Source organism: Mesorhizobium caraganae, assembly GCF_016836705.1.
Taxonomy (GTDB): Bacteria; Pseudomonadota; Alphaproteobacteria; order Rhizobiales; family Rhizobiaceae; genus Mesorhizobium; species Mesorhizobium caraganae.
Map to the genome: position 1 here is coordinate 1 of NZ_JAFCGY010000005.1, position 22,115 is coordinate 22,115.

The 22,115-nt window shown below is 63.1% G+C and carries 19 protein-coding genes and 1 pseudogene; 6 read left to right on the forward strand and 14 right to left on the reverse strand.

What is annotated here, in order from left to right; translation table 11 throughout:
- Positions 1-177: 177 nt before the first annotated feature.
- The gene (locus JQK88_RS13260) at positions 178-1,374 is read right to left on the reverse strand and encodes an acyl-CoA dehydrogenase (protein WP_203278523.1); all 1,197 of its coding nucleotides are present in this window, start codon (positions 1,372-1,374) and stop codon (positions 178-180) included.
- 110 nt (positions 1,375-1,484) lie between these two features.
- Here JQK88_RS13260 and JQK88_RS13265 point away from each other — a divergent pair, with 110 nt between their 5' ends.
- Positions 1,485-2,396: a LysR family transcriptional regulator gene (locus JQK88_RS13265; RefSeq protein ID WP_192254378.1), complete on the forward strand. Its 912-nt coding sequence runs from the start codon at positions 1,485-1,487 to the stop codon at positions 2,394-2,396.
- On the opposite strand, the gene JQK88_RS13270 is transcribed toward JQK88_RS13265, so the two are convergent.
- From JQK88_RS13270 to JQK88_RS13305, 8 genes are all read right to left on the reverse strand, one after another.
- Positions 2,397-4,715, reverse strand: a complete 2,319-nt coding sequence (locus JQK88_RS13270) for a Tex family protein (RefSeq protein WP_203278524.1) — start codon at positions 4,713-4,715, stop codon at positions 2,397-2,399.
- Between the two features lie 123 nt (positions 4,716-4,838).
- The gene (locus tag JQK88_RS13275; protein ID WP_203278525.1) at positions 4,839-6,020 is read right to left on the reverse strand and encodes a serine hydrolase domain-containing protein; all 1,182 of its coding nucleotides are present in this window, start codon (positions 6,018-6,020) and stop codon (positions 4,839-4,841) included.
- A 33-nt stretch (positions 6,021-6,053) separates the two neighbouring features.
- Positions 6,054-7,250, reverse strand: coding sequence for a serine hydrolase domain-containing protein (locus JQK88_RS13280; RefSeq protein ID WP_203278526.1), 1,197 nt, complete (start codon positions 7,248-7,250; stop codon positions 6,054-6,056).
- 61 nt (positions 7,251-7,311) lie between these two features.
- A complete protein-coding gene (locus JQK88_RS13285) occupies positions 7,312-8,346 on the reverse strand; it encodes an ABC transporter substrate-binding protein (RefSeq protein ID WP_203278527.1) in 1,035 nt (344 codons plus the stop codon).
- Positions 8,347-8,371: 25 nt separating this feature from the next.
- Positions 8,372-9,172, reverse strand: coding sequence for an ABC transporter permease (locus JQK88_RS13290; RefSeq protein ID WP_112559357.1), 801 nt, complete (start codon positions 9,170-9,172; stop codon positions 8,372-8,374).
- Positions 9,165-10,085: an ABC transporter permease gene (locus tag JQK88_RS13295; protein WP_112559356.1), complete on the reverse strand. Its 921-nt coding sequence runs from the start codon at positions 10,083-10,085 to the stop codon at positions 9,165-9,167. The genes JQK88_RS13290 and JQK88_RS13295 overlap by 8 nt, the downstream gene beginning before the upstream one ends.
- 2 nt (positions 10,086-10,087) lie before the next feature.
- Entirely contained in the window at positions 10,088-11,188 is a 1,101-nt protein-coding gene (locus JQK88_RS13300) for an ABC transporter ATP-binding protein (RefSeq protein ID WP_192254391.1), read from the reverse strand.
- A gap of 156 nt (positions 11,189-11,344) precedes the next feature.
- Positions 11,345-13,018: an amidohydrolase gene (locus tag JQK88_RS13305; protein WP_192254394.1), complete on the reverse strand. Its 1,674-nt coding sequence runs from the start codon at positions 13,016-13,018 to the stop codon at positions 11,345-11,347.
- Between the two features lie 44 nt (positions 13,019-13,062).
- Here JQK88_RS13305 and JQK88_RS13310 point away from each other — a divergent pair, with 44 nt between their 5' ends.
- The 3 genes and pseudogenes from JQK88_RS13310 to JQK88_RS13320 all read left to right on the forward strand — a co-directional run.
- Complete coding sequence (locus JQK88_RS13310) at positions 13,063-13,923, forward strand: TetR/AcrR family transcriptional regulator (protein ID WP_246749822.1); 861 nt, start codon at positions 13,063-13,065, stop codon at positions 13,921-13,923.
- Positions 13,924-13,946: 23 nt separating this feature from the next.
- Entirely contained in the window at positions 13,947-14,978 is a 1,032-nt protein-coding gene (locus JQK88_RS13315; RefSeq protein WP_203278528.1) for a histone deacetylase family protein, read from the forward strand.
- A gap of 274 nt (positions 14,979-15,252) precedes the next feature.
- A pseudogene (locus JQK88_RS13320) lies at positions 15,253-15,762 on the forward strand (DEAD/DEAH box helicase family protein); the annotation flags it as partial.
- A gap of 124 nt (positions 15,763-15,886) precedes the next feature.
- Here the strand turns inward: JQK88_RS13320 and JQK88_RS13325 are convergent.
- On the reverse strand, positions 15,887-17,080 hold the full coding sequence (locus tag JQK88_RS13325; RefSeq protein WP_203278529.1) for a TMEM43 family protein: 1,194 nt from the start codon (positions 17,078-17,080) through the stop codon (positions 15,887-15,889).
- Between the two features lie 193 nt (positions 17,081-17,273).
- On the reverse strand, positions 17,274-17,405 hold the full coding sequence (locus tag JQK88_RS36915) for a hypothetical protein (protein ID WP_281401910.1): 132 nt from the start codon (positions 17,403-17,405) through the stop codon (positions 17,274-17,276).
- Positions 17,406-17,914: 509 nt separating this feature from the next.
- Between JQK88_RS36915 and JQK88_RS13330 the strand changes: the two genes are divergently transcribed.
- Complete coding sequence (locus tag JQK88_RS13330) at positions 17,915-18,625, forward strand: helix-turn-helix transcriptional regulator (protein WP_203278530.1); 711 nt, start codon at positions 17,915-17,917, stop codon at positions 18,623-18,625.
- Positions 18,622-19,383, forward strand: coding sequence for a helix-turn-helix transcriptional regulator (locus tag JQK88_RS13335; protein WP_203278531.1), 762 nt, complete (start codon positions 18,622-18,624; stop codon positions 19,381-19,383). The genes JQK88_RS13330 and JQK88_RS13335 overlap by 4 nt, the downstream gene beginning before the upstream one ends.
- A gap of 37 nt (positions 19,384-19,420) precedes the next feature.
- On the opposite strand, the gene JQK88_RS13340 is transcribed toward JQK88_RS13335, so the two are convergent.
- From JQK88_RS13340 to JQK88_RS13350, 3 genes are all read right to left on the reverse strand, one after another.
- Positions 19,421-19,858 (reverse strand): BspJ family T4SS effector nucleomodulin, encoded by a 438-nt coding sequence (locus tag JQK88_RS13340; RefSeq protein WP_112559347.1) that lies wholly within the window; start codon positions 19,856-19,858, stop codon positions 19,421-19,423.
- A complete protein-coding gene (gene flhB / locus JQK88_RS13345; protein ID WP_192254406.1) occupies positions 19,855-20,937 on the reverse strand; it encodes a flagellar biosynthesis protein FlhB in 1,083 nt (360 codons plus the stop codon). The genes JQK88_RS13340 and flhB overlap by 4 nt, the downstream gene beginning before the upstream one ends.
- Positions 20,938-21,043: 106 nt before the next feature.
- Positions 21,044-22,060, reverse strand: coding sequence for a flagellar motor switch protein FliG (locus JQK88_RS13350; RefSeq protein ID WP_192254408.1), 1,017 nt, complete (start codon positions 22,058-22,060; stop codon positions 21,044-21,046).
- Positions 22,061-22,115: the final 55 nt, after the last annotated feature.

Here is a 22,115-nt window from a genome sequence, read left to right on the forward strand (position 1 = left end):
TAGCCCATCTAGGCCCGCGCTCAGATATCCGCGCGCAAAAGGCCGGACATATGAGCGCAAGCGATCCGATCAAACTATCTCACCAAGCCTTGCAAGCAGGGGGCCGTCCACATATGAGCACCGGAAGCGCAGGTATCGGCCATTTGCAGGCCGGCCTCACCTGAATATCGGCACAGCTTAAAAGAACGCCTGGATGCCCGTCTGCGCCCGTCCCAGAATCAACGCGTGCACGTCGTGCGTGCCTTCATAGGTGTTGACCGTCTCCAGATTCTGCGCGTGGCGCATGACGTGGTAGCCGATCTGGATGCCGTTGCCGCCATGCATGTCGCGGGCCTGGCGGGCAATGTCGAGCGCCTTGCCGCAATTGTTGCGCTTGACGATCGAGATCATCTCCGGCGCCATCTTGCCCTCGTCCATCAGCCGCCCGACGCGCAGCGAGCCTTGCAGGCCCAAGGCGATCTCCGTCTGCATGTCGGCGAGTTTCTTCTGGAACAATTGCGTGCCGGCCAGCGGCTTGCCGAACTGTTTGCGGTCGAGGCCATACTGCCGCGCCCGGTGCCAGCAATCCTCGGCCGCGCCCATGGCGCCCCAGGAAATGCCGTAACGCGCCCGGTTGAGGCAGCCGAACGGGCCCCCGAGGCCCCTGGCGTTGGGCAGCAGCGCATCTTCGCCCACTTCCACGCCTTCCATCACCACCTCACCGGTGATCGACGCGCGCAGCGACAGCTTGCCGCCGATCTTCGGCGCCGAAAGCCCCTTCATACCCTTTTCCAGCACGAAGCCACGGATTTCGTCCTTGCCGTTCTCGCCCTTGAGCTTCGCCCAGACGACGAACACGTCGGCGATCGGCGCGTTGGAGATCCACATTTTCGAACCGGATATCTTGTAGCCGTTCGCCGTCTTCTCGGCCCGCGTCTTCATGCCGCCGGGATCGGAACCGGCATCCGGCTCGGTCAGGCCGAAGCAACCGATCCATTCGCCCGAGGCCAGTTTCGGCAGGTATTTCTTGCGCTGCGCCTCGGAGCCATAGGCATGGATCGGATACATCACCAGCGACGATTGTACCGACATCATCGAGCGATAACCGGAATCGACACGCTCGACCTCGCGCGCCACCAGCCCGTAGGTCACGTAATTGGCGCCGAGTCCGCCATATTCCTCGGGGATGGTGATGCCGAGCAGGCCAGCCCCGCCCATCTCGCGAAAAATGCCGGCGTCGGTCTTTTCCTCGAGATAGGCCTCCTCGATGCGCGGCGCGAGCTTGTCGGCCGCAAAGGCCGCAGCGCCGTCGCGCACCATGCGCTCATCCTCGGAAAGCTGGTTCTCGATCAGGAAAGGGTCTTCCCAGACGAACGCGTTCTTGTCGGCGGCCATGGCTCTCGCTCTCTCCCAGCAAAAAATATTGATTGCCGGGCTTATCCGCCTCCACTCCGAAAAAATCAAACGAAATTGCATCACGTATCAATGAGCTGTAGTAATGGATCATGAATGTCCAGCGCCGCCTTTTGCCTAGCACCAGCGCCCTTGCCGCCTTCGAGGCAGTGGCCCGCCTTGGCTCCTTCACCGCTGCTGCCCAGGAACTTGACCTGACCCAGGGCGCCGTCAGCCGGCAGATAGCACTTCTGGAGGATCAGTTCGGCCGCAAGCTGTTCGAGCGCGACAGCCGCAATGTTCGGCTGTCAACGGCGGGTGAAATCTACGCCGAGGCGGTGCGTTCGGCGCTCGGCCAGTTGCGCGACGCAGCGCTCGGATTGATGAGCAATCGGCATAGTGGCATGCTGAACCTAGCCATCTTGCCGACCTTCGGCACACGCTGGCTGATGCCGCTGATCCCGGATTTCGTCGCAGAGAACCCCGACATCACCATCAATTTCGTCACGCGCATCGGCCGTTTCGATTTCGCCCGTGAGCGGCTCGACGCCGCCATCCACCACGGTCAGCCGGACTGGCCGCACGCCGACTCCACGCTTCTGATGCGCGAAACCGTGATGCCGGTGGTCTCGCCCGAATTTCTTGCCAGCCGCGACATCACTACTGCGGCCGACATCAGCCGGCTGCCGTTGCTGCACATGGCGACACGCCCTGGCGCCTGGAGCGAATGGTTCGAAGAGCAAGGCCTCAGCGCGCCGACCGGCCCCGGCATGCAGTTCGAGCAATTCGGTACCGTCGCTCAGGCCTGCATGGCGGGGCTTGGCGTCGCGCTCCTGCCGCAGGTCCTGATTGCGGGCGAGTTGCAGCGCGGCCAGCTCGTGGCGACGCCCGGACAGCCGATGCAGAGCCGCAGCGCCTACTACCTCGTCGTCCCACACGACAAACGCGGCCACCCGCCGGTCGCCAGCTTTCGCGACTGGCTGCTGGGCCAGGTCGAGAAGGAGCCGGCTGTTCTGGCGTGGTAGTTACTTCCGCTTCAAGGCATCGGCCAGCGCCGCGCCGAACGCACCTTGCGAAGGCCGTTCCGGCTGGCGTGGTGGCGCTGGCGCACGCGGCGCCGGCTTGCCGCCGCCATTGTCGCGCGGCCCTTTCGAGGCACCGCCCTCGCCGCCATCCTTGCGCATGGAAAGTGCGATGCGCTTGCGCTTGATGTCGACATCGACCACGCGCACCTTCACCACGTCGCCGGCCTTCACCACCTCATGCGCGTCCTTGATAAAACGGTCGGCCAGTTGCGAGACGTGCACCAGCCCGTCCTGGTGAACGCCGATATCGACGAAGGCGCCGAAGGCGGCGACGTTGGTGACGGTGCCTTCGAGCAGCATGCCGGGTTTCAGATCCTTGATGTCGTCGACGCCGTCGGCAAAGGTCGCCGTCTTGAAGCCGGGGCGCGGGTCGCGGCCGGGCTTTTCCAGCTCGGCAATGATGTCGCGCACCGTCGGCAGACCGAAGCGCTCGTCGACGAAGACGCGTGGGTCGAGCGCCTTCAGCGCTGCACTGTCGCCCATCAGCGAACGCACATCGCGGCCGCAGGCGGCGACGATCTTCTTGGCCACTCCGTAGGCTTCCGGATGCACGGACGAGGCATCGAGCGGCTCGCTGCCATTGGCAATGCGCAGGAAGCCGGCGGATTGTTCGAACGCGCGCGGTCCGAGCCGCGCCACCTTCAGCAAATCCTTGCGGCTGGCGAACGGCCCGGTTGCATCGCGATGCGCGACGATGGCATCGGCGAGCGACGCTCCAAGGCCTGATACGCGCGCCAAAAGCGGCGCCGAGGCGGTGTTGAGATCGACGCCGACGGCGTTGACCGCGTCCTCGACCACCGCTTCCAGCGACCGGCCGAGCCGGTACTGGTCGACATCGTGCTGGTATTGCCCGACGCCGATCGACTTCGGCTCGATCTTGACCAGTTCGGCCAGGGGATCCTGCAAGCGCCGCGCGATCGACACGGCCCCTCTCAATGACACATCGAGCCCAGGAAATTCCGCAGCGGCAGTGGCCGAAGCCGAATAGACCGAAGCGCCGGCCTCGCTGACGATGACCTTGAGCGGCTTCGGGCCTGCACCGGCCGGCATATCGGACAGCATGTCGGCAACCAGTTTTTCCGTCTCGCGGCTGCCGGTGCCGTTGCCGATCGAGATCAACTCGACCTTGTGCTGGCGGATGAGCGCGGCGAGTTCGAGTTGTGTGCCCCGCACGTCGTTCCTTGGCGGGAATGGATAGACCGTCGTTGTCGCCACCAGCTTGCCGGTGCCGTCGACCACCGCGACCTTGACGCCGGTGCGGATGCCGGGATCGAGCCCCATGGTCGGCCGCGAGCCGGCAGGCGCCGCCAGCAGCAAATCCTTCAGGTTGCGGGCAAAGACGTGGATCGCCTCTTCCTCCGCCCGTTCGCGCAGGTCGCGCATCAGGTCGAGGGTCAGGTGCAGCGACAGTTTTATGCGCCAGGTCCAGCCAGCGACCTCCATCAGCCAGCGGTCACCCGGCAGACTGGAGCCGATGGCGTAGGCATTGGCGATCATCCGCTCGACCGGCTTCACCGGCGAGGCATCGTCGGCGTCGACCTCGATGTCGAGCGATAGCACCTCTTCGTTGCGGCCGCGCAGCATCGCCAGAGTTCGATGGCTCGGCACATTGGCCCAACGTTCGACATGGTCGAAATAGTCGGAGAATTTGGCGCCTGCTTCCTGCTTACCGTCGACGACACGGGCACGCATGAAGGCGCGCTCCTTCATGTAGCTGCGCAATTTGCCGACCAGATCGGCATTTTCGGCGAATTGCTCCGACAGTATGTCACGCGCACCTTCGAGTGCAGCCTTGGCGTCGGCTACCTCCTCTGTCACATAGGCCAGCGCCGCCTCGGCAGGCACAAGTGACCGGTTGGCCAGGATAGCTTCGGCCAACGGCCCCAACCCACGCTCACGGGCGATCTCGGCCTTGGTGCGGCGCTTGGGCTTGTAGGGCAGATAGATATCTTCCAGCTCCGCCTTGGTGGTGGCGGCGACGATCTTGCCCTCAAGCTCCTCGGTCAGCTTGCCCTGCTCGCGGATGGAACCGAGGATCGTGTCGCGCCGTGCATCGAGCTCGCGCAGATAGGCCAGCCGCTCGGCAAGGTCGCGCAATTGCGTGTCGTCGAGGCCGCCGGTGACTTCCTTGCGGTAGCGCGCCACGAACGGCACCGTCGCCCCCTCGTCAAGCAGCCCGATGGCTGCCGCCGCCTGTTCCGGCCGCGCGCCGATCTCGGCCGCGATGATTGCTGCGATGCGCTTGCTGTCCGATGCCATGCTGGTCCCTGTCGCAAAGAGCGGCGACCATAGGCGCAGACATCAGCGCCGCCAACTGCCGCGATCTCACCAGCGCGCGAGGTCCACAGGAAAGCGCACCGCAGTTCGGATGTCCGGGATCGGTTAAACCCGCCCGCTCAGCGCCTCGAAGAATGCAACGATCTTGCGTTCGAGCGCATGGTCCTCCGGCACCGGCTGCGACCCCATCTTTGCAATCACCACTTCCGTCTTCGGATTGACGTAGAGCCATTGGCCATGGATACCGATGCCACAGAAGGCGCCGTTTTCGTGTCCCGTCTGGTACCATTTGTTGCGATAGCGGCCCTTCGGGAACAGATGCACCATGGTGCCGCGCTGCCAGGCTTCCGCACTGCCGCCGGTAACGACCGTATCGCGCACCCAGGCCTCCGGCACGATGCGGCGGCCATTGGCCGTTCCGCCCTGCCGCATCATCTCACCGATGCGCGCGAGATCGCGCGGCGTCACCGAAATGCCGCCGGCGGTGCGTGCCGTGCCTTCCATGTCGACGCCGATCGAGGCCTCGCCGACGGCGCCGAGCGGCAGCCACAATTTCTCGCGCATCAGGTCCGGGAAGCGCTGTCCCGAAGCGCGCTCCAGCAGGATGCCGAGCAGATCGGAATTGGGCGAGCGGTAGCGGAAGGTCTCGCCATGCGGCTCAGCAAGCCGCTTCAGCGTCAGGATGAATTCGCGCAGGCTTTCCGTGCCGCCGCCCGGGTTCCACAGCGTCGCGCGGCGGTAGCGGGCAAAGGCGCTTTCGGGATCGAGATAGGCCTCCTCGAAATCGAGGCTGACGCTCATGTCGAGTACGTGCCGGCAGCTTGCATCGGCATAGGCCGAACCGGCGGCCTCCGGAATGTACTGCGTCACAGGCGCTTCCGGATCGAACACGCCCTCGGCTTCCAGTATGCCGGCGATGATGGCGGTGACCGACTTGCTGATCGAGAAGATGATGTGGCGAGCGCCGAACTCCATCTGCGGCGCGAACCAATCGCCGATGATCTTGCCGCCCTTCATCACCGTGAGCGCATCGCTGCTCGAGCGCGCCAGGAATTCAGCCACCGTCTCCGCCGCGCCGGCGACGGAGACCTTTTCGCCAAGCAGGCCGCTCACGTCCCGCACCGGCGCCTCGACGCTTCCAGGCGTCGCCGCCACGGGAGCGGTCGGCACCAGTTCGCCGAGATTCTGGAACGACCAGCGGTTGAAAGGATTTCCCCGCCAGTTGGAAAGCAGCACCTCGTTGCGGGCAAAGCCGTAGCGGGTCTCGAACGCGGTCTTGCCGGTCATGAACGTTTCCTCAAAGGGATGGTTTGTGTGGTTTCAGCCAAGCGCCTTGGCTATGGCGTGCAAGGCCTTCAGCGTCGCCACCGAATAGGCGACATTGCTGAAATCCGGATAGGTCGAGAGCTTGACCACGACCATGTTGGTGTCCCAGTCGATATGGATCATCTGCCCGAACACGCCCCGGCACATCAGCGCGCGCGAGCGCGGATTCTCGATCCAGAACTGGTTGCGGTAGCTGCCCTCCGGCAGGCTCGGATTGAAGTCCGGCCCGTGCCTGCCGTTGCGCGTCGCCTCGATCCAGTCGGCCGGCACGATGCCGCGGCCATTGTCGAGGATCAGCTGGCCGAAGCGGGCGTAGTCGCGCAGCGTCGCGTTGAAACCGCCATCGGCCAGCGCATAGCCGGCGCTGTCGACGGTGAAGCAGGCGCTCTCGTCGGCGCCAAGCTTTTGCCAGAGTTCCTCCGAGACCAGCTGCGCCAGCCGCTTGCCGGTCACCCGTTCCATGATGAAGGCCAGCACATCGGTTTCGATCGAGCGGTACTCGAACGCGGCGCCGTGCGGCCGCACCTTGTCCTTCAGCCGCAGGATCAGTTCGAACAGATGCGACGGCCATTGGAAGTTCGGATCGCTGTCCGGCGGCACCGGCTTCCAGCCGGTGGCGACATCGACCTGGCCGATGTCGGAATAACGGTCGGTATATTCCTCGGAAAAGCGCACGCCTGTGGTCATATCCAGCACGTGCTGCACACTGGCGCCGGCCCAGCCGGTCTCGCCGAGTTCCGGCAGATAGGCGGTCACCGGTTTGGCAGGATCGATCAGGCCGCGCCCGACCAGTATGCCGAATACCGTACCGGTCACCGACTTGGCCATCGACTGCGACAGGTGCAGCGTGCGCTCGTCCATGCCGTTGAAATAGCGCTCATAGGCAATCTTGCCGTTCTTCAGCACCAGGAAGCCGTCCGCATAGGTTTCGTCGAGCAGGCCGGCAAGCGTTGTCGGGCGACCCTCGCTGTCCTCCACCGGCAGCGCGTCGAGGTCGGTCTCGGCGCGTTCGAGACGATGGCGATGGCCATTGCCGCGCCAGACCTCGATGGTCGGCAGGAATTCGCGAATGTGCTGGAAGGCCCAACGGTTCCAGGGCGGCCGATCCCAATCGAGCTTCGGCAGCACCATTTGCGGCGGCGAGCCCTGCATGATCGCTGGGCGCGGATCGCTGTTGCGATAGGAGTCCATGAAAGTCATTCCGGAAAAGAAAGACCCGGCGGGAAGAACCGCCGGGTCTCTCAAGAAGCGGTTACTTCTGCAGTTCGGTCCAGATCTTGGTGTAGATGTCCTGGGTCTCAGGCGCGCACATCTTCTGGAATTCGCCCTTTGCCTTCGCAGCCTCCGGAATGACAACCTCCGGCGCATCCTTCATATCGGCCGGCATGTACTTGTCCGAGCCGGTGATGGCGTTGGCATAACGATGGAAGGCCGAGAGGCCCGCCGCGTTTTCCGGATCCATGATGAAGTTCTGGAACAGCTTGGCGTTCTCGACATTCTTGGCTTCCTTCAGAACGACGACATTATCGCTCCACAGGCCGTAGCCTTCCTTCGGATAGTTGTAGTGGATGGCCGGATTGGCCAGCCGCTGGCGCAGCGCCGAACCGTTCCAGTCGCTGGTTGCCTTGAAGTCGCCGGCGCCCATCTTTTCGATGGTGTTGTACTCCATCGCGATCCAGTTCGGCTTGGCCGCGACAAGCGTATCGCGCACCTTCTTCAGCACCGTCTTGTCATCGGTGCACTGCTGGCCGCCGACATATTTGATCGCCGCGAAGATAACGTCATTCATCTCGGGAACGACATTGGTCTTGCCCTTCAACTCGTCCGGCGTGTCGAAGATGATGCCCCACGAGTCGGCCGGCCCCTTGTAGGCATCAGTGTTGACGACGACGCCGATCGTGCCCCAGGCCCACGGCACCGAATATTTGCGGCCCGGATCGAATTCGGGATTGGCCCATTCCGGCGCGACGTTCTTGAAGTTCTCCATCTTGCCCGGATCGGTCTCCTGCACGAGTCCTTCCTTGATCCAGATCGGCACGTAGGTCTGCGACGGCACGGCAATGTCGAACCCGGTGCCGCCCTGGCGCACTTTGGCGAGCGCCGTGTCGTTGGAATCGTAGTCGGTGATGGTGACCTTGACGTTGTATTTGGCTTCGAACTTCTTGATCACGTCGGGGCTGGTGTAGTTGCCCCAATTGTAGATGTTCAGCTCGCCATCGGCGCGGGCCAGGCCCGTCGTTGCGAGCAGCGCCAACCCCATGGCGGCTGTCATTGTCTTCCAGTTCATGGTTTTAACTCCCATTATTGTCGGTTCAGTCTCGTTTCCTGCTGACGAAGAAAAACAACGTGACGATCGCGACCGAAAGCAGCAGGAAGGCGGTCGATATCGCGTTGATCTCAGGCGTGATGCCGCGGCGGATCTGGCCGAGCATGTAGGTCGGCAGCGTATCCTGGCCGCCCGATTTGACGAACTCGGTGATGACGACGTCATCGAGCGAGATGACGAACGCCAGCATCAATCCGGCCAAGATGCCGGGCCACAGAAGCGGCAGCGTGATGCGGCGGAAGGTCTTCCACGGCGTCGCATAGAGATCGGCCGCGGCGCGCTCCAGCGTCAGGTCCATGTTCTCCAGCCGCGCCCGGATCGGCAGGTAGGCGAACGGAATGCAGAACGCCGTGTGCGCGGCGATCAAATAGCCAAGGCCGGAATAGCCGGTGAAGATTTTTATGCGCGAGAAGAAGATCAGCAGCGCCACGCCGGTGACGATCTCGGGCACCATCAGCGGCTGGTTGATCGCCGCATATTTGAAGGTGAGGCCTGGATAGGGCGCCGTGCGCGTGGTGGCGAGCGCGGCCATGGTGGCAAAGATCGTCGACAGCACCGCCGCGACGGCGCCGATCTGGAACGAGCGCAGCGTCGCGTCGATGACTTGCACGTTCTGCCACGCCGACTGGAACCAGCGCATCGAAAAGCCGCCCCATTCGGATGTCGAGTTCGCGGCATTGAAGGCGTAGGCGACCAGCACGATGATCGGCAGATAGAGCACGACGAAACAGGTCGCGGCGATCGCCGTGAAGCCGGGCTGGTGCTTGATCGAAAAGTTGCTAGCCATGCCGCACCCCCGACTTGCCGGCGTTGCGCACATAGGCAAGCAGCGCCACCATGACGATGATCATCACCGTGATCGACAGCGCCGAGCCGAGCGGCCAGTTGCGGCCCTGCCCGAACTGCAATTCGATCAGGTTGGACAGCATCATATTCTTGCCGCCGCCAAGCACGCTGGGCGTCACATAGGCGCCGAGGGCCGGGATGAAGACCAGGATGGAGCCGGCGATGACGCCTGGCTTGACCAGCGGAAAGATGATCTTGCGCAGCACCTTGAAGCGTGTCGCGTAGAGATCGTAGCCCGCCTCGACCAGCCGGAAATCGAGCTTCTCCATGCTGGCATAGATCGGCAGCACCATCAGCGGCAGGTAGACATAGGCCATGCCGATCAGGATCGCGGTGTCAGTGTAGAGGATCTGCACCGGCGCCGAGACGATGCCGAGCTTGATGAGGATGGTGTTGATGATGCCTTCGTTGCGGATGATCTGCAGCACGGCAAAGGTGCGGATCAGAAGGTTGGTCCAGAACGGAATGGTGATCAGGAACAGCCAGAGATCCCTGGTCTTCTCGCTGCGCGTCGCCATGAAATAGGCGGTGGGAAACCCGAGCGCCAAAGTGGCGATGGTCGTCACCACCGCGAGCTTGATCGAGCGCCAGAAAATGGTGACATGCGCCGCCGCAAGCGAAAGCGTATCGTCGAAAATGTCGCGTTCCATGAACACCGACAGCCAGGCATCGGGCGAAAACTGCCACTTCACGTCGCCATAGGGGCCGGGCGTCAGGAACGAGTAGATCAGCACGATCAGCAACGGGCCGGTCGCGGCGAGGAAAATCACCAGCAATGCCGGCGCTGACAGCAGCCAGCGGTCGCGCACGTCACGCCGCTCCGCTGCCTTGGCGACTTCTTCCGCGGTCGCCATGATCAGTCCTTCAGCACTTGCGCGGCGTCGCTGCCGATCATGATGCCGATCTGGCCGCCTTGCACGATGCCGTCGCCGGCGCCGCGGCTGTTCTGGCGCCGCACGATGAACGGTTCGCCACCGGCAAGGCGCAGATGGAAGTGCGTGTCGGTGCCGAGATAGACGATGTTCTCGACGGTACCTGACAGCGAAGCGCTCGGGCTCGCCGCGCCCAGCTGCGCATGTTCGGGACGCACGACGATGGTGACCTTGCCGCTGGGGCTGAAACCGTCCGGCAGCGAGGCCGGGATTTTCGTTCCCGACGACAGCTTCACCGTCGCACGACCACCGGACACGCCCACCACATCCGCCTTGAGGAAGTTCGATTCGCCGATGAAGTCGGCGACGAAGCGCTCGGCCGGCCGGTCGTAGATGTCGCGCGGCGAGCCGACCTGCAGGATCTTGCCCGACGACATCACCGCGATGCGGTCCGACATGGTCAGCGCTTCTTCCTGGTCATGGGTGACGAAGATGAAGGTGATGCCGGTCTCGTGCTGCAGCCGCTTCAACTCGATCTGCATCTCCTTGCGCAGCTTGTAGTCGAGCGCCGACAGTGGCTCGTCGAGCAACAGCACCTTGGGCTGTGGCGCCAGCGCCCGGGCGAGTGCCACGCGCTGCTGCTGGCCGCCGGAGATCTGGCTCGTGCGGCGACCCGCCAGCGCCTCCATCTTGACCAGCTTGAGCATCTCGGCGACGCGCGCCTTGATCTCGGCCTTCGGCTTGCCCAGCATTTCCAGGCCAAAGCCGATATTGTCGGCGACGGTCATGTGCGGGAACAGCGCGTAGGACTGGAAGACGGTGTTGACCGGCCGCTTGAACGGCGGCAGCGGCGCAATGTCCTCACCGTAAAGCAGGATTTCGCCGGCGGTTGGAAAGTCGAAGCCGGCAATCAAGCGCAGCAGCGTGGTCTTGCCGCAACCAGATGGGCCCAGCAGCGTGAAGAACTCGTTCTCGCGGATAGATACCGAGACCGTGTCGAGGGCAGCGACCTGCCCCTCCCCTGATCCGAAAATTTTACTGACGTTTACGACTTCAATTGCATTCCGATCCGGTTTTTCCGGCACGATACGCCTCACTGTTGACCCCGCTCTTGTCGGCGGAGTTTTTCCCCTGTTCGATGTGACCACACGGCCGGTAGGTTGGCAAGTCCGGCATTGAATCACAGTTCAGTCAGTCGATTCGTCTTGCAAGCCGCAAGCTTTGCAAGCCGCATGCCATTGTCAGGCCTGGTAGGTGACCTTGCCGCCGCAGATCGTCGTCACCGGCCGCACCTTGTGCAATTCGGCCGGCGCCGTCTTCTCGATATCGGCCGACAAAACCACCAGATCCGCCATGTAGCCCGGTTTCAGCACGCCTTTGCGATGCTCGGCGAATTCGGCATAGGCGCCTTCGACCGTGTAGGCGGCGAGCGCCTCCTGCAGCGAAAAACTCGGGTCCGGATCGCCTTTTGCCCATGGTTTGCGCAGCAATGCCGCCTGAATGCTCAGGATCGGGTCGATCGCCGCCACCGGCCAGTCCGAGGCGAACACGACATGGGCGCCGGCTTCCTTCAAGGTGCGCCAGGCATAGCTCAGCGGCCAGCGGTCCCGTCCGATGCGCGACACGGTCGGCTCCAGCGGAAAATCCATGGCCCCGGGCGGATGCGACGGCTGCATGGACGCGATGACGCCGAGTTCGGCGAAACGCGGCACGTCGGCGGCGGTGGTGACCTCGATGTGCTCGACCCTGTGCCGGCTGTCGCGCCTGCCATTGGCCTTCTGCGCCGCCTCATAACCATCAAGCACCGCACGCACCGCGCCATCGCCGATCGAGTGCACGGCGATCTGCAGCCCGCGTTTGTCGATGGCCACGGCGAGATCGATGAATTGCTGCGGCGTAAACAACGGCTCGCCGACCCAGTCGGGACGGTCGGCATAGGGCTCGACCATAACCGCCGTCCAGGAATCGAGCACGCCGTCATAGAACACCTTGACCATGCCCGATGACAGCCATTCGCTGTCGTAGCGCTCAGCCATGACAGAGGCCTTCTCCAGCATGTCGAGCGTCATGAAATTCTTGTAGTGGAACGGGATCTTGACGCGGCAGGGCAAGCCTTCCTCGGCCTCGATCTCGGAAAGCAGTTCGAGCTGGTAGAGATTGCCGTCCATGTTCTGGATTGAGGTGATGCCGTGGCGCGCGCACCAGGCAAGCCCGCGCCGCATGATGTCGCGGTCGGCGGCGCGTTCGGCGGCCGACGGCATCGGGTCGGGCTCGCCACCGGTCGACAGCCCCAGCCGCACCCGGCTTTCGCCGGCAAGGTCGAGCACCGGACCGAACGCCTCGCCCTCGCGCAATTCACCAGCAGCCAGGCCATCCTCGCCCATGACGATCTCGTTGCCCGGACCGAGCGTGCGCCCCCGCAGAATGCCGGCCATCTCCAACGCTTTGGTGTTGGCCCACATCGTGTGGTGGTCGGGCGCCGCCATGCAGAAAGGGCGATCCGGCAGGATGGCGTCGAGATGGTGGCGCGTCACCCGTTCGGCACCGAGCACGGTGTAGTCGACGCCCTGTCCCACAAGCATTTTCGCCTCAGGCCGTGTCGATGCATAATCGCGGATCGCCTTTTGCAGCGCGTCGAAGCCGTGGACACCGCCAAGCTGAAGATGCGCGAGTTCGGCCCCGCCCGAGAACAGATGCATGTGGGCTTCGATGAAGCCCGGGATCACCGAACCGCCCTTGGCGTCGATGGTCTTTGTGGCTGGTCCCTTGAGCTCTTCGATGGCGGCGCGGCTGCCAATGGCGACGATGGCGCCGTCCTTGACGGCAATGGCCTCGGCGGCGGGATTATCATCGTCCATGGTCCGCACGCGGCCATTGATGACGATCAGATCAGCACCCGCACCCGTGACAGACATCGCGACTCCGCGCTTTTGACGACTGACTGAGACCGACAACCCTCTTGTCCGACAACCTGCCACTCCGCTGGAGCGGCGCTATCGGACGAAACCTGATGCCAGTGCGCTGTTTTGAAATTCCCCTTGTGATCTCAGAAAACAGCGTGGATAAAAGAATGCGACTAATTATTCGCGTTTGTCAACGTGCCGAATTTCGAATGTATTGTGGACAGCATCCGGCGCTTGGGACGGGGGAACGAGGGCATCGGGACGTGAAGCGCAATCTCAGCCGCGAAACCAGGATGGCGCTCGAACCGCGCAAGCAGCCGCGGCAAGAGCGGTCGAGCAAGGTGGTCGACCGGATTCTCGACGCGGCTTTGATCTTGACGCGGGAGCAAGGGACCAAGACCCCCACGACGCTCGCCATTGCGCGGCGCGCGGGCCTGTCGGTCGGGTCGCTCTACCAGTACTTTCCCAACAAGGAGGCCATTCTTCTCGACCTCGCGCGGCGCTGGCTGTCATCCTTTCCCGAGGTAATCGCCAGGCGCATCAAGGTCGCGCCGCCCACCAACCGCGACGAGTTTCGCCAGGAAGTGCGCAAGCTCTTCATCGATACCTCCAGGATATATCTCGAAAACGCCAACCTGATGCCGGTGATCGAGGCCATCTCCGGCAATGCCGACCTCAGGCCGATCCAGGACGAATATGACGAGCAGATCATCGCGCTCTACGCCGCGTGGCTGCAGCATGTGAACCCGGCCCTTGAAGACAAGATCGCCAGCCGGCTCGGCGTGCTGATGATGGATGTCGGGCACGCCTGCCGGCTTGTGGGGCTGAAACGAGACCGCAAGACATACGACCTCATCGAGGACGATGTGGAAAGAATGTGGCTCGCTCTGGTGACCCCCTACCTCGACCTTGACTGATTTCACACTTCGAGAGGAATTTCATGAAGACTGTCTATTCGCCGCTCCACGCCGGCCATGCCGGCCAGATGGAACTGGTCACATCGGCCATCGTTCCAGGTTTCGAAAAACCGTCGCGGGCCGAGTTCATCAAGGCGCGGGTCGAGAGCGAGAAGCTCGGGCCGATCATCGGACCCGTCGAGCATGATCTCGCTGCGGCCAAGCGCATTCACAGCGCCGACTACATCGACTTCCTACCGACGGTCTGGCCTCGATGGACGGCCGAGGGCCATAAGGGCACGGCGATGCCCTTCACCTGGCCGACGCGCGGCCTGCGCGGCGACGTGCCACCCAAGCGCGTCGACGCCTTGCTCGGCTATTATTCGTTCGACGCCGGCGCCACCTTCGTCGAAGGCACATGGACCGCGATCAAATCGTCCTATGACGTGGCGCTGACAGCAGCCGCTTTGGTCAAGGGCGGCGAGCGGTCGGCCTTCGCGCTCTGCCGTCCGCCCGGCCATCACGCCGGCGCTGCCTTCATGGGCGGCTACTGCTTCATCAACAACGCCGCCGTCGCCGCCCAGTGGTTCCGCGACCAGGGCGCCAAGCGCGTGTCGATCCTCGACGTCGACTATCACCACGGCAATGGCACGCAGGAAATCTTCTACGAGCGCGCCGACGTCCAGGTTCTCAATCTGCACGGCGATCCGATGGTCGAGTATCCCTTCTTCCTCGGCCATGCCGATGAACGCGGCACGGGCGCCGGCGAAGGTTTCAACGTCAACTATCCCATGCCGTTCGGCACCAACTGGGACGCCTGGAACGCCTCGCTCGAAGACGCCTGCGCCAGGCTCACCGCCTACGCACCCGATATCGTCATCGTCTCGCTCGGCGTCGACACATTCGAGAAGGACCCGATCAGCCAGTTCAAGCTGAAAAGCCCCGACTATCCGAAGATCGGCCGCCGCATCGCCAAGCTCGGCCTGCCGACCCTGTTCGTCATGGAAGGCGGTTACGCCGTCGAGGAGATCGGCATCAACGCCGTCGGCGTGCTGACCGGCTTCGAGGATCGGTAGGAAACATATGGGGCGGTTTGCAGGCACCCCCTCGTTCGACAAGCGGCACGCCTCGCGGCTTGTTGGCGGTGTCGGCATTCGAAGTTCGTTAGGCCATACCATACGGCTCGTGCTTAGCCCGAATCAGGATCCGGCGCGAGATAGAAGCCGCCAGTCTACAAACGACCTCATTTCGGACCCTCGCCGCTAACCGCAAAGTCCCGAAAGCTGGTTGGTAAAGCGTCCCACAAACGGCCCCTTCTCACCGAATTGAAAAGCTGTGGTAAACGCGGCTATGGGCATCAAGAACTATCTGATCGAAGGCGGTTCCGGCACCGGAAAAACGTCTGTCGCTACCGAGCTAGAACGGCGTGGTTACCACGTCATCCATGGTGACCGGGTCTTGGCCTATGTCGGCGACCCCGAGACAGGCCAGGCACTGGCCGGACCACCAGAAGGCGTCGCGGACCGCATCGCTTGGAGTCACGCGCACTGGATTTGGCCTGTCGACAAGGTTCGATCCTTCGTGGCCGACACCACCCACCCAGTTACCTTCTTCTGCGGTGGCTCCCGCAATTTCCATAAATTCGTGGACCTGTTCGACAAGGTTTTCGTGCTCGACATAGATGTCCAGACATTGAACCGACGATTGGATGGGCGGCCAAATGAGCCAGGCTTCGAGCCAGACGAGCGCGCGTTGGTGCTCCGCTACCATAGTACCCGCGAATACCTACCCGCCGGGATCATTGTCGACACGGCCAGCACCGTTTCGAGCGTCGTCGACGATATCCTTGCTCAACTGACTCGAAGCCTTGAAATGTTGCTAATGGGATGGAACGCACTCGAATATTGGGGAGTGGCCTCCGGCGCAAAAGCGGCCAGTCCAGAAACCACCAATCTCTGTCATTTCCGATCTGTCGGTCCACGACCTAGGCCGGTGCGCCGGTGCTTGGCGCGACCACTGGAACGGCCGGCTTTCGCGAACGGCCGATAGAGTAGACGGCCGCCGCCGCGATCACGCCTGCCGCCAGGATCCCGATCGCCAGCAGCGGCCGGTACCAGAACCAGGCAATGGCGATCGTCGTCGTGCCGACCAAGATCGCCAGGACGAAGGCGATTATGCCGGTGCCCATCCGCGCCATGCTGCCGAGGAAGGGAATGACGTCGACGATCACCCCAATCGGGCTGAGGAACAGCGCAAAGCCGATGGTCAGCAACAGCAGGCCGGCGCCGCGCAGCAGCCAGGTGATCAGCGTGTTGGCGCTGACAGCGTCGGCGAACATCTTTTCGGCCGGCACGTTGCCGGTATCGACCATCAGCAGCGCATCGCCTGCTTGCGTCTGGTATGGCTCGAACCGGCTGCCGGCCTGGCGCGCGACGATGCTGACCACGCCAAGCGGCGCCAATTCGTAGCCGACGCGATAGTCTCCAAGCGCGGGCGTCGTGTTGTCGTTGCCGAGATAGATCTTGCCATCGACGATGCTGAACGGTTTCGTCCCGGTATAGGCAGCCTTTATCGCCGCCGACTGATCGGTCGACAGCGAATAGTCCTTGTCGCCCTCGACGCGATCCAGCACCGGCGTATCCAGATCGAAGGCGACAAGCTTGCCCTGCGGGATCTGGAAAGTGCGGCTGTGGATCGCCATTGACGGATTCTGATGGCCGTCCGGTTTCTTGAAATCCGACGAGTCGATCTGGCTGTCGTCCCAAACCTTCGAGTAGCTGTAGGTCGTCACCGTCTCTTCGCCGCCGCCGAGCTTCTTCGTCGTCTCCGACTTGGACTCTTCCTTCCACTGATACATCTCGACGCTGCGCGACAGCCGCAGCCCTTGCGCCGCGATGCCGAAATCCGGATCGGCAAGACCGCTGTCGGTCGTCACCGGTCCGCTGACATGCACCAGCTTGCCGTCATTGGCGGCGTCGACGCTGTCGGCGCCGACCGAAACCACCGCGCCCGACCCTTCGGCCAGAGAGCGCGCCGTCTGCACGGCGCGGCCCTCGTTCCAGAACAGCCCGATGACCATCAGCACGATCAGGATGAGGCCGAAGATGACCCCGCCGACCGCACGCTTGATCCGCCCGAACCACGAGACGGATGTGACTTCCCGAAATGAATCGCTCATCGTTTCCCCCGAAACAAAGTTACCTCAAGATTTCAACGCGGCCGGCGGCCGCGCGTCGAACTGATTAGTCTGCGTGGATCTGCGCGCCGCAATCCCCGTCACCGGCGCAGGCGTGCACCGCTCGCGTCGTGCCGCCATCGCCCACCGCCACGGTGAAGCCGACAGCGGCGCTTGCCTCTTGTTGCCGAGAAGATCAAGCGCCCGCATTGCGGTCTGCTCCTCCGTTGTCGAGCGCATAGGTGACGATCGGCTCGGCCTTGGCCGGCGCTGCCGCACCGGCAAAAACCGCAAGCACCACCGTGAACGCCAGGAAAACCTGCTTCATCATTACCCCCGAAGCTGATGGCCGCGAAGCAAGCGCCGCCAAATCGCCTTTAACGACCGAAGGGATGCCCACCCCTGCCGGTCGCCGAGAACCTATCGGAATCGATCGGCCCTCGATACGGCAGTGTCGCAACACCTCTGGCTTTTTCGTGTCGGCGTTTCAGGTCGCTCGAGGCAGCAAAAGACCTCGCAGTCCGCCTCCGAGTCGCCTGAGTCCAAAAAAACGTTTTTGTCAAATCGCGTTTGATGTCGGATTCATCTGCGGGTAGATTAGACCCGAATCAGCCGGTCCTTGGGGGGCGCGGCGACCACCCAAAGTCTCAAGTTCCGGCATCGGCCGGCACCAGACGCGGACGGCTTCGCGTTCCCTGAATGGATTCGGTGATCTGCGCGACCCCGCGCCGTGTGCGTGCTTCGTAAACGTGATGCGTGTTCAAGTTCGGCCGCTGGTGACCCCAGCATCCGGGCTCAAGAAAAGATTCCGGCCATGACCTACAACCAAAGCATCCAATGAGCAGTTCCGCCGCGCTTCTGCAATCCGACACATTAGGTTCGCGCCTCGCGTCCCGCGGCGATCTCACCTCCTTTTTCATGCAGCTTGCCGCCGAGATCGGCGCCGACAGCTACATGCTCGTCGCCATCGTCCACGACCAGGACCGCAACGACGCCCGCATCGTGTCTTCCAACTGGATCTTCGACGCCATCGAACTGATCGGCAAACGGCTGATCGCCGGCCTCGCCCAGGGGCCGCTGACCGTAGCACCGGGCATCCGCCCGAAGCCGTTGGTGGCCGCCGAAGCGCCCGACGCCGGCGGGCTGCTCACCGGCGAGGAAGCACGCCTGCTAGACGTGCTTGGCCATGCGGAAGTCTATTCGCTGCGGCTCAATGTCGGCCGCCAGCGGCTGTTTGCCTTGTTCTCGGCGGCCGAGGCCGGCAAGATCGACCAGCCGGCGCTGATGAAGGCGCAGCTGAAGTGCTGCTATGCGCTGTCCACCATTCCGCAATTGGTCGCCGCCGCCGCCATGCAGGACCCGCTGTCCGACCGCGAGCGCGAATGCCTGTTCTGGGTGTCGGAAGGCAAGACCACCGACGAGGTCGCGGTCATCCTTGGCGTCTCGTCCAACACCGTCAACAGCTACATCACCCACGCCATCCAGAAATTCGCGGCCTCGAACCGCGCGATGGCCATCGCCACGGCGATCAGGAGCGGCATCATTTGAAACACGCTGACATCAAGGCGGCGGCCGAAGCCCTTTTCAACGAGCAGCGCAATCCATTCGGCATCGGTTCCGAAACGCATCATGCCGTCACCATCCCCGACGCGGTGCGCCGCTGCCGCTGGATCGCCGTCGACATCAACGCGTCGGCCTTCGGCCTCTACTTCGTCAGCCCTTCGCCGGAGCGGGCGCGTCTGGTGCCGAGCTTCGATTCCGACTATCCCGCTACCGCTGTCGCGACCAAGTTCATCGCCGGCGCCAATGGCGAAGAGATGGTGCGCCACAGCGGCACCTCCACGGCGCCGCGCTGGTGGGCCGATGACGGCATCGCCGGCTCGGACACTGTCTTCCAGAACCTCGCCTGGGCAGAGCGCGCAGCCCCCCTGGCGCCGGGCACCAACGGCATTGCCTTTCCAGTCCATGCCGATCGCGGCCATTGCGGGCTGGTGGTGTTCCTCGGCTCGACGATCGCTCTGCTGGAGGACATGCTCTACGAAATCCACGCCCGCTGTTTCTCGCTGTTCGCCGCCGTCGCCCGCATTCGTCCGAGCGATGCCAGCCGGATGCGCTCGATCTCCAAGCGTGAACTGGAGTGCCTGAAGCTGACTGCCAACGGCAACACCAGCGAGGAGATCGCCAGGCTGCTGAAGCTGTCGGTCCACACCGCCAACCAGTATCTCACTCAGTCCACCCAGAAGCTCAATGCGGTCAACCGCAACCAGGCGGTAGCCAAGGCGCTGCGGCTGGGCCTGATCGAGTGATCAACGCCGCGTCTGGCAGTTGGGGTAAGACAAAAGATCAGCGATAAGCGAGAGGCTCGGTTCTCCGGATGCGCGCCTCTTCGATCACCGTTTCCAGCAAGGCGGTGTTGTGCTCGGGGTCTTCGCCGGGCTTCTCGAACGACACATAGTTGACGGCGACCGAAGACCTCTCTTCGCTCAGCGTCAGCTGGAAATAGACGGTCACACCCGGCGGCCTGAGCTCGAGATCGAGCACGATGCGCGGGCTGCCGCTCCAGTCGACATGCGCCTCACCGCCATGGCCCAGCCGTAGCGTACCGGGCAGGAAATAAAGCTCCACCGCCGAATCCACGAGATCCGACAGGCAAGCGAAATGCTCGAGCCGGATGAAGGCGATGTAGTCGGCGACATCGATCAGGCGCAACTCGTCTACCACCTGCTCGATAGCCTTGGCGACGATGAGTTCGCGGGATTTCGCGTGCGGTTGGCGGTTCATGAAATTTGTCTCCGCTCAGCCTTTTTCGAGTAGACGATCCGCACCAGTTCGGCGACGGCCTGGTAGAATTGCGACGGGATCACGCTATCAACCGAAACTTGCTTGTACATGGAGCGGGCGAGCGCCACGTCCTCGAAGATCGGGATGTTGTGCTCCTTGGCGATCTCGCGAATCTTGAGCGCCACCAAGTCCTGGCCCTTGGCCAGCACCACCGGCGCCGAATCCTCGTCGCGGACATATCTAAGCGCGATGGAAAAGTGCGTCGGATTGGCGATGATCAGCGTCGCGCGCGGCACCGCCGTCATCATCCGCTTGCGCGCCCGGTCGCGCGCCAGCGAGCGCAGCCGCGACTTGATGATCGGGTCGCCCTCGGACTGCTTGAACTCGTCCTTGACCTCCTGCTTGGTCATGCGCAGATCCTGCTTCCAGTGGAAGCGCGACCAGACCACGTCGACAGCCGCGATCAGCCCCATGACGAAGACGATCGCCACCAATATGTCGACGGTGATGCTTTTGATGACGAGGCCGAAAGCGACCGGATTGGTGATCATGCCGGCCAGGAGCTGGCGGTAGTCCTGCGATAGCGTGAAGTAGAGCACGATACTGGCGAAGCCGAGCTTGCCCAGGGATTTCAAAAATTCGACCCAGCCCTGAATACCGAACGTCCTGGTCCAGCCCTTGGCTATCGAGATGCGTGATAGCTGCGGCCGGATCCGCTCGCCGACGAATTGCGGCATGTTCTGCAGCACCGAGGCGCCGATGCCGGCCACCACCAGCAGCACCAGCAGGCTGACAACGGCACGGCCGATCTCCATCATCACGGTCTTGTAGAGCGCAATGACGTCGGTCTCGGTGTCCATCGGCCACGCCTCTGGTTTCTCCAGGAACATGGACAGGAACATGCCGAGATCAACGACGGCGTCCTTGGCGTAGAAGACGGTGAACACCAATATGGCGACGAAGGACGCCAGAAGTGCGGCTTCCCGCGAATGGGGCAGCTTGCCCTGTTCGATGGTGTCGCGGATCTTCTTTTCCGTCGCGTCTTCGGTTTTGGAGTCTTTTTCCGCCGCTTCAGCCATTTGGTGTCAGCCGCCTTGAGCAATTCCAGGAAAAGTGTGAGCGGTTTTCCCGGGAAAAGCGTAGCGCGCTTTCCCTGGGGAATTGCGTGAAAAAAGAGACAGAGCGTTAAGCCGCTTCGCTCTGCTGCGACGAGGGCAGTTCGAAAGCCCCCTCGCGCGAAAGCCGGATTGTCGCCACTGCAATGTTCTTGCGCGCCGCCATGATGTCGGCAAGCTGGATGCCTTCCGAGCCCTGTCCGAGTTCCGACTCGATCATGCGCCGCGACCGGGCGCCGATTGCCGACAGCACCGACTCCGTCAATGCGGGCGGCGCGCCGCGCAGCGCCAGCGTGATCAGTTCGGTCGATAGCCCGTCGAACAGAAGCACTCTCGCCTTCTGCGTCAGCAGCGGCAGATCGTCGAAGGCAAACAGCCTGGAGCGGACGCCGCCGAGGTCCGGCGTGCCGGCCTCTTCCAGATCCTGCATGACCTCTTCCAGCTGCGGCTTGTCCATTTCGTTGAGCACACTGGCAACGCGCGCCTGTCCCGCCGAGATGTCCTTGGTCGCGGTCTGCGCCAGCACGCTGGCGCGCAGTTGGTTCTCGATGATCCTGGTGGCCGCGTCGGGAATAGTCGCCATCGTCACCATGCGCTTGATGATCTCGCTGCGCATCGGCTTTTCCATGGTCAGCAGGATGTTGGCGGCAGCCTGCGGCGCAAGCTTCGACAGCACCATCGCCGCGGTCTGCGGATGTTCGGCGGCAAGGAATGTGCCGAGCCGCGTCGGTTCGAGCTTTTCCAGCTCCGGCCAGATCGGCGGCGGTCCTTCCGGCGCGACCTCGAAGCGCTTGTCGCCCATGATGGCGCTCATCTCTTCGGGCGACAGCGATTCATTGAGGATGGTGTCCATCCGGTCGGCGGAATCGAGCAGGCCGGCGCCCTCGGTGAATTCGGCCTCGAATTCGGCGACGATGCGTTCGAGATCGCTCTGCGGGATGGTGCGCAACAGACGCGCCCCTTCGATCAGCGCCTTCAGCTCTTCCTGCTTGAAGAACTTCAAAAGCCGGCTGGCCGACGGCTTGCCCATCGCCACCAGGATGGCGGCGGCCTTCTGCGGGCGCGTGAGCGTCACCGGCGTCGTCATGGCATATGCTCCGATCGCTGCTGAGACCGCATATCGTCTATCCCTTTGAAGCAAT

What these genes read in the sequence shown, in the direction of transcription:
- JQK88_RS13340 (WP_112559347.1), bottom strand. Translation starts at nt 19,858, where the DNA reads ATGAACCGCCAACCGCACGCGAAATCCCGCGAACTCATCGTCGCCAAG.
- JQK88_RS13285 (WP_203278527.1), bottom strand. Translation starts at nt 8,346, where the DNA reads ATGAACTGGAAGACAATGACAGCCGCCATGGGGTTGGCGCTGCTCGCA.
- JQK88_RS13295 (WP_112559356.1), bottom strand. Translation starts at nt 10,085, where the DNA reads ATGGCGACCGCGGAAGAAGTCGCCAAGGCAGCGGAGCGGCGTGACGTG.
- JQK88_RS13330 (WP_203278530.1), top strand. Translation starts at nt 17,915, where the DNA reads ATGAGCAGTTCCGCCGCGCTTCTGCAATCCGACACATTAGGTTCGCGC.
- JQK88_RS13315 (WP_203278528.1), top strand. Translation starts at nt 13,947, where the DNA reads ATGAAGACTGTCTATTCGCCGCTCCACGCCGGCCATGCCGGCCAGATG.
- flhB (WP_192254406.1), bottom strand. Translation starts at nt 20,937, where the DNA reads ATGGCTGAAGCGGCGGAAAAAGACTCCAAAACCGAAGACGCGACGGAA.
- JQK88_RS13305 (WP_192254394.1), bottom strand. Translation starts at nt 13,018, where the DNA reads ATGTCTGTCACGGGTGCGGGTGCTGATCTGATCGTCATCAATGGCCGC.
- JQK88_RS36915 (WP_281401910.1), bottom strand. Translation starts at nt 17,405, where the DNA reads ATGAAGCAGGTTTTCCTGGCGTTCACGGTGGTGCTTGCGGTTTTTGCC.
- JQK88_RS13350 (WP_192254408.1), bottom strand. Translation starts at nt 22,060, where the DNA reads ATGACGACGCCGGTGACGCTCACGCGCCCGCAGAAGGCCGCCGCCATC.
- JQK88_RS13280 (WP_203278526.1), bottom strand. Translation starts at nt 7,250, where the DNA reads ATGGACTCCTATCGCAACAGCGATCCGCGCCCAGCGATCATGCAGGGC.
- JQK88_RS13290 (WP_112559357.1), bottom strand. Translation starts at nt 9,172, where the DNA reads ATGGCTAGCAACTTTTCGATCAAGCACCAGCCCGGCTTCACGGCGATC.
- JQK88_RS13325 (WP_203278529.1), bottom strand. Translation starts at nt 17,080, where the DNA reads ATGAGCGATTCATTTCGGGAAGTCACATCCGTCTCGTGGTTCGGGCGG.
- JQK88_RS13275 (WP_203278525.1), bottom strand. Translation starts at nt 6,020, where the DNA reads ATGACCGGCAAGACCGCGTTCGAGACCCGCTACGGCTTTGCCCGCAAC.
- JQK88_RS13270 (WP_203278524.1), bottom strand. Translation starts at nt 4,715, where the DNA reads ATGGCATCGGACAGCAAGCGCATCGCAGCAATCATCGCGGCCGAGATC.
- JQK88_RS13260 (WP_203278523.1), bottom strand. Translation starts at nt 1,374, where the DNA reads ATGGCCGCCGACAAGAACGCGTTCGTCTGGGAAGACCCTTTCCTGATC.
- JQK88_RS13265 (WP_192254378.1), top strand. Translation starts at nt 1,485, where the DNA reads ATGAATGTCCAGCGCCGCCTTTTGCCTAGCACCAGCGCCCTTGCCGCC.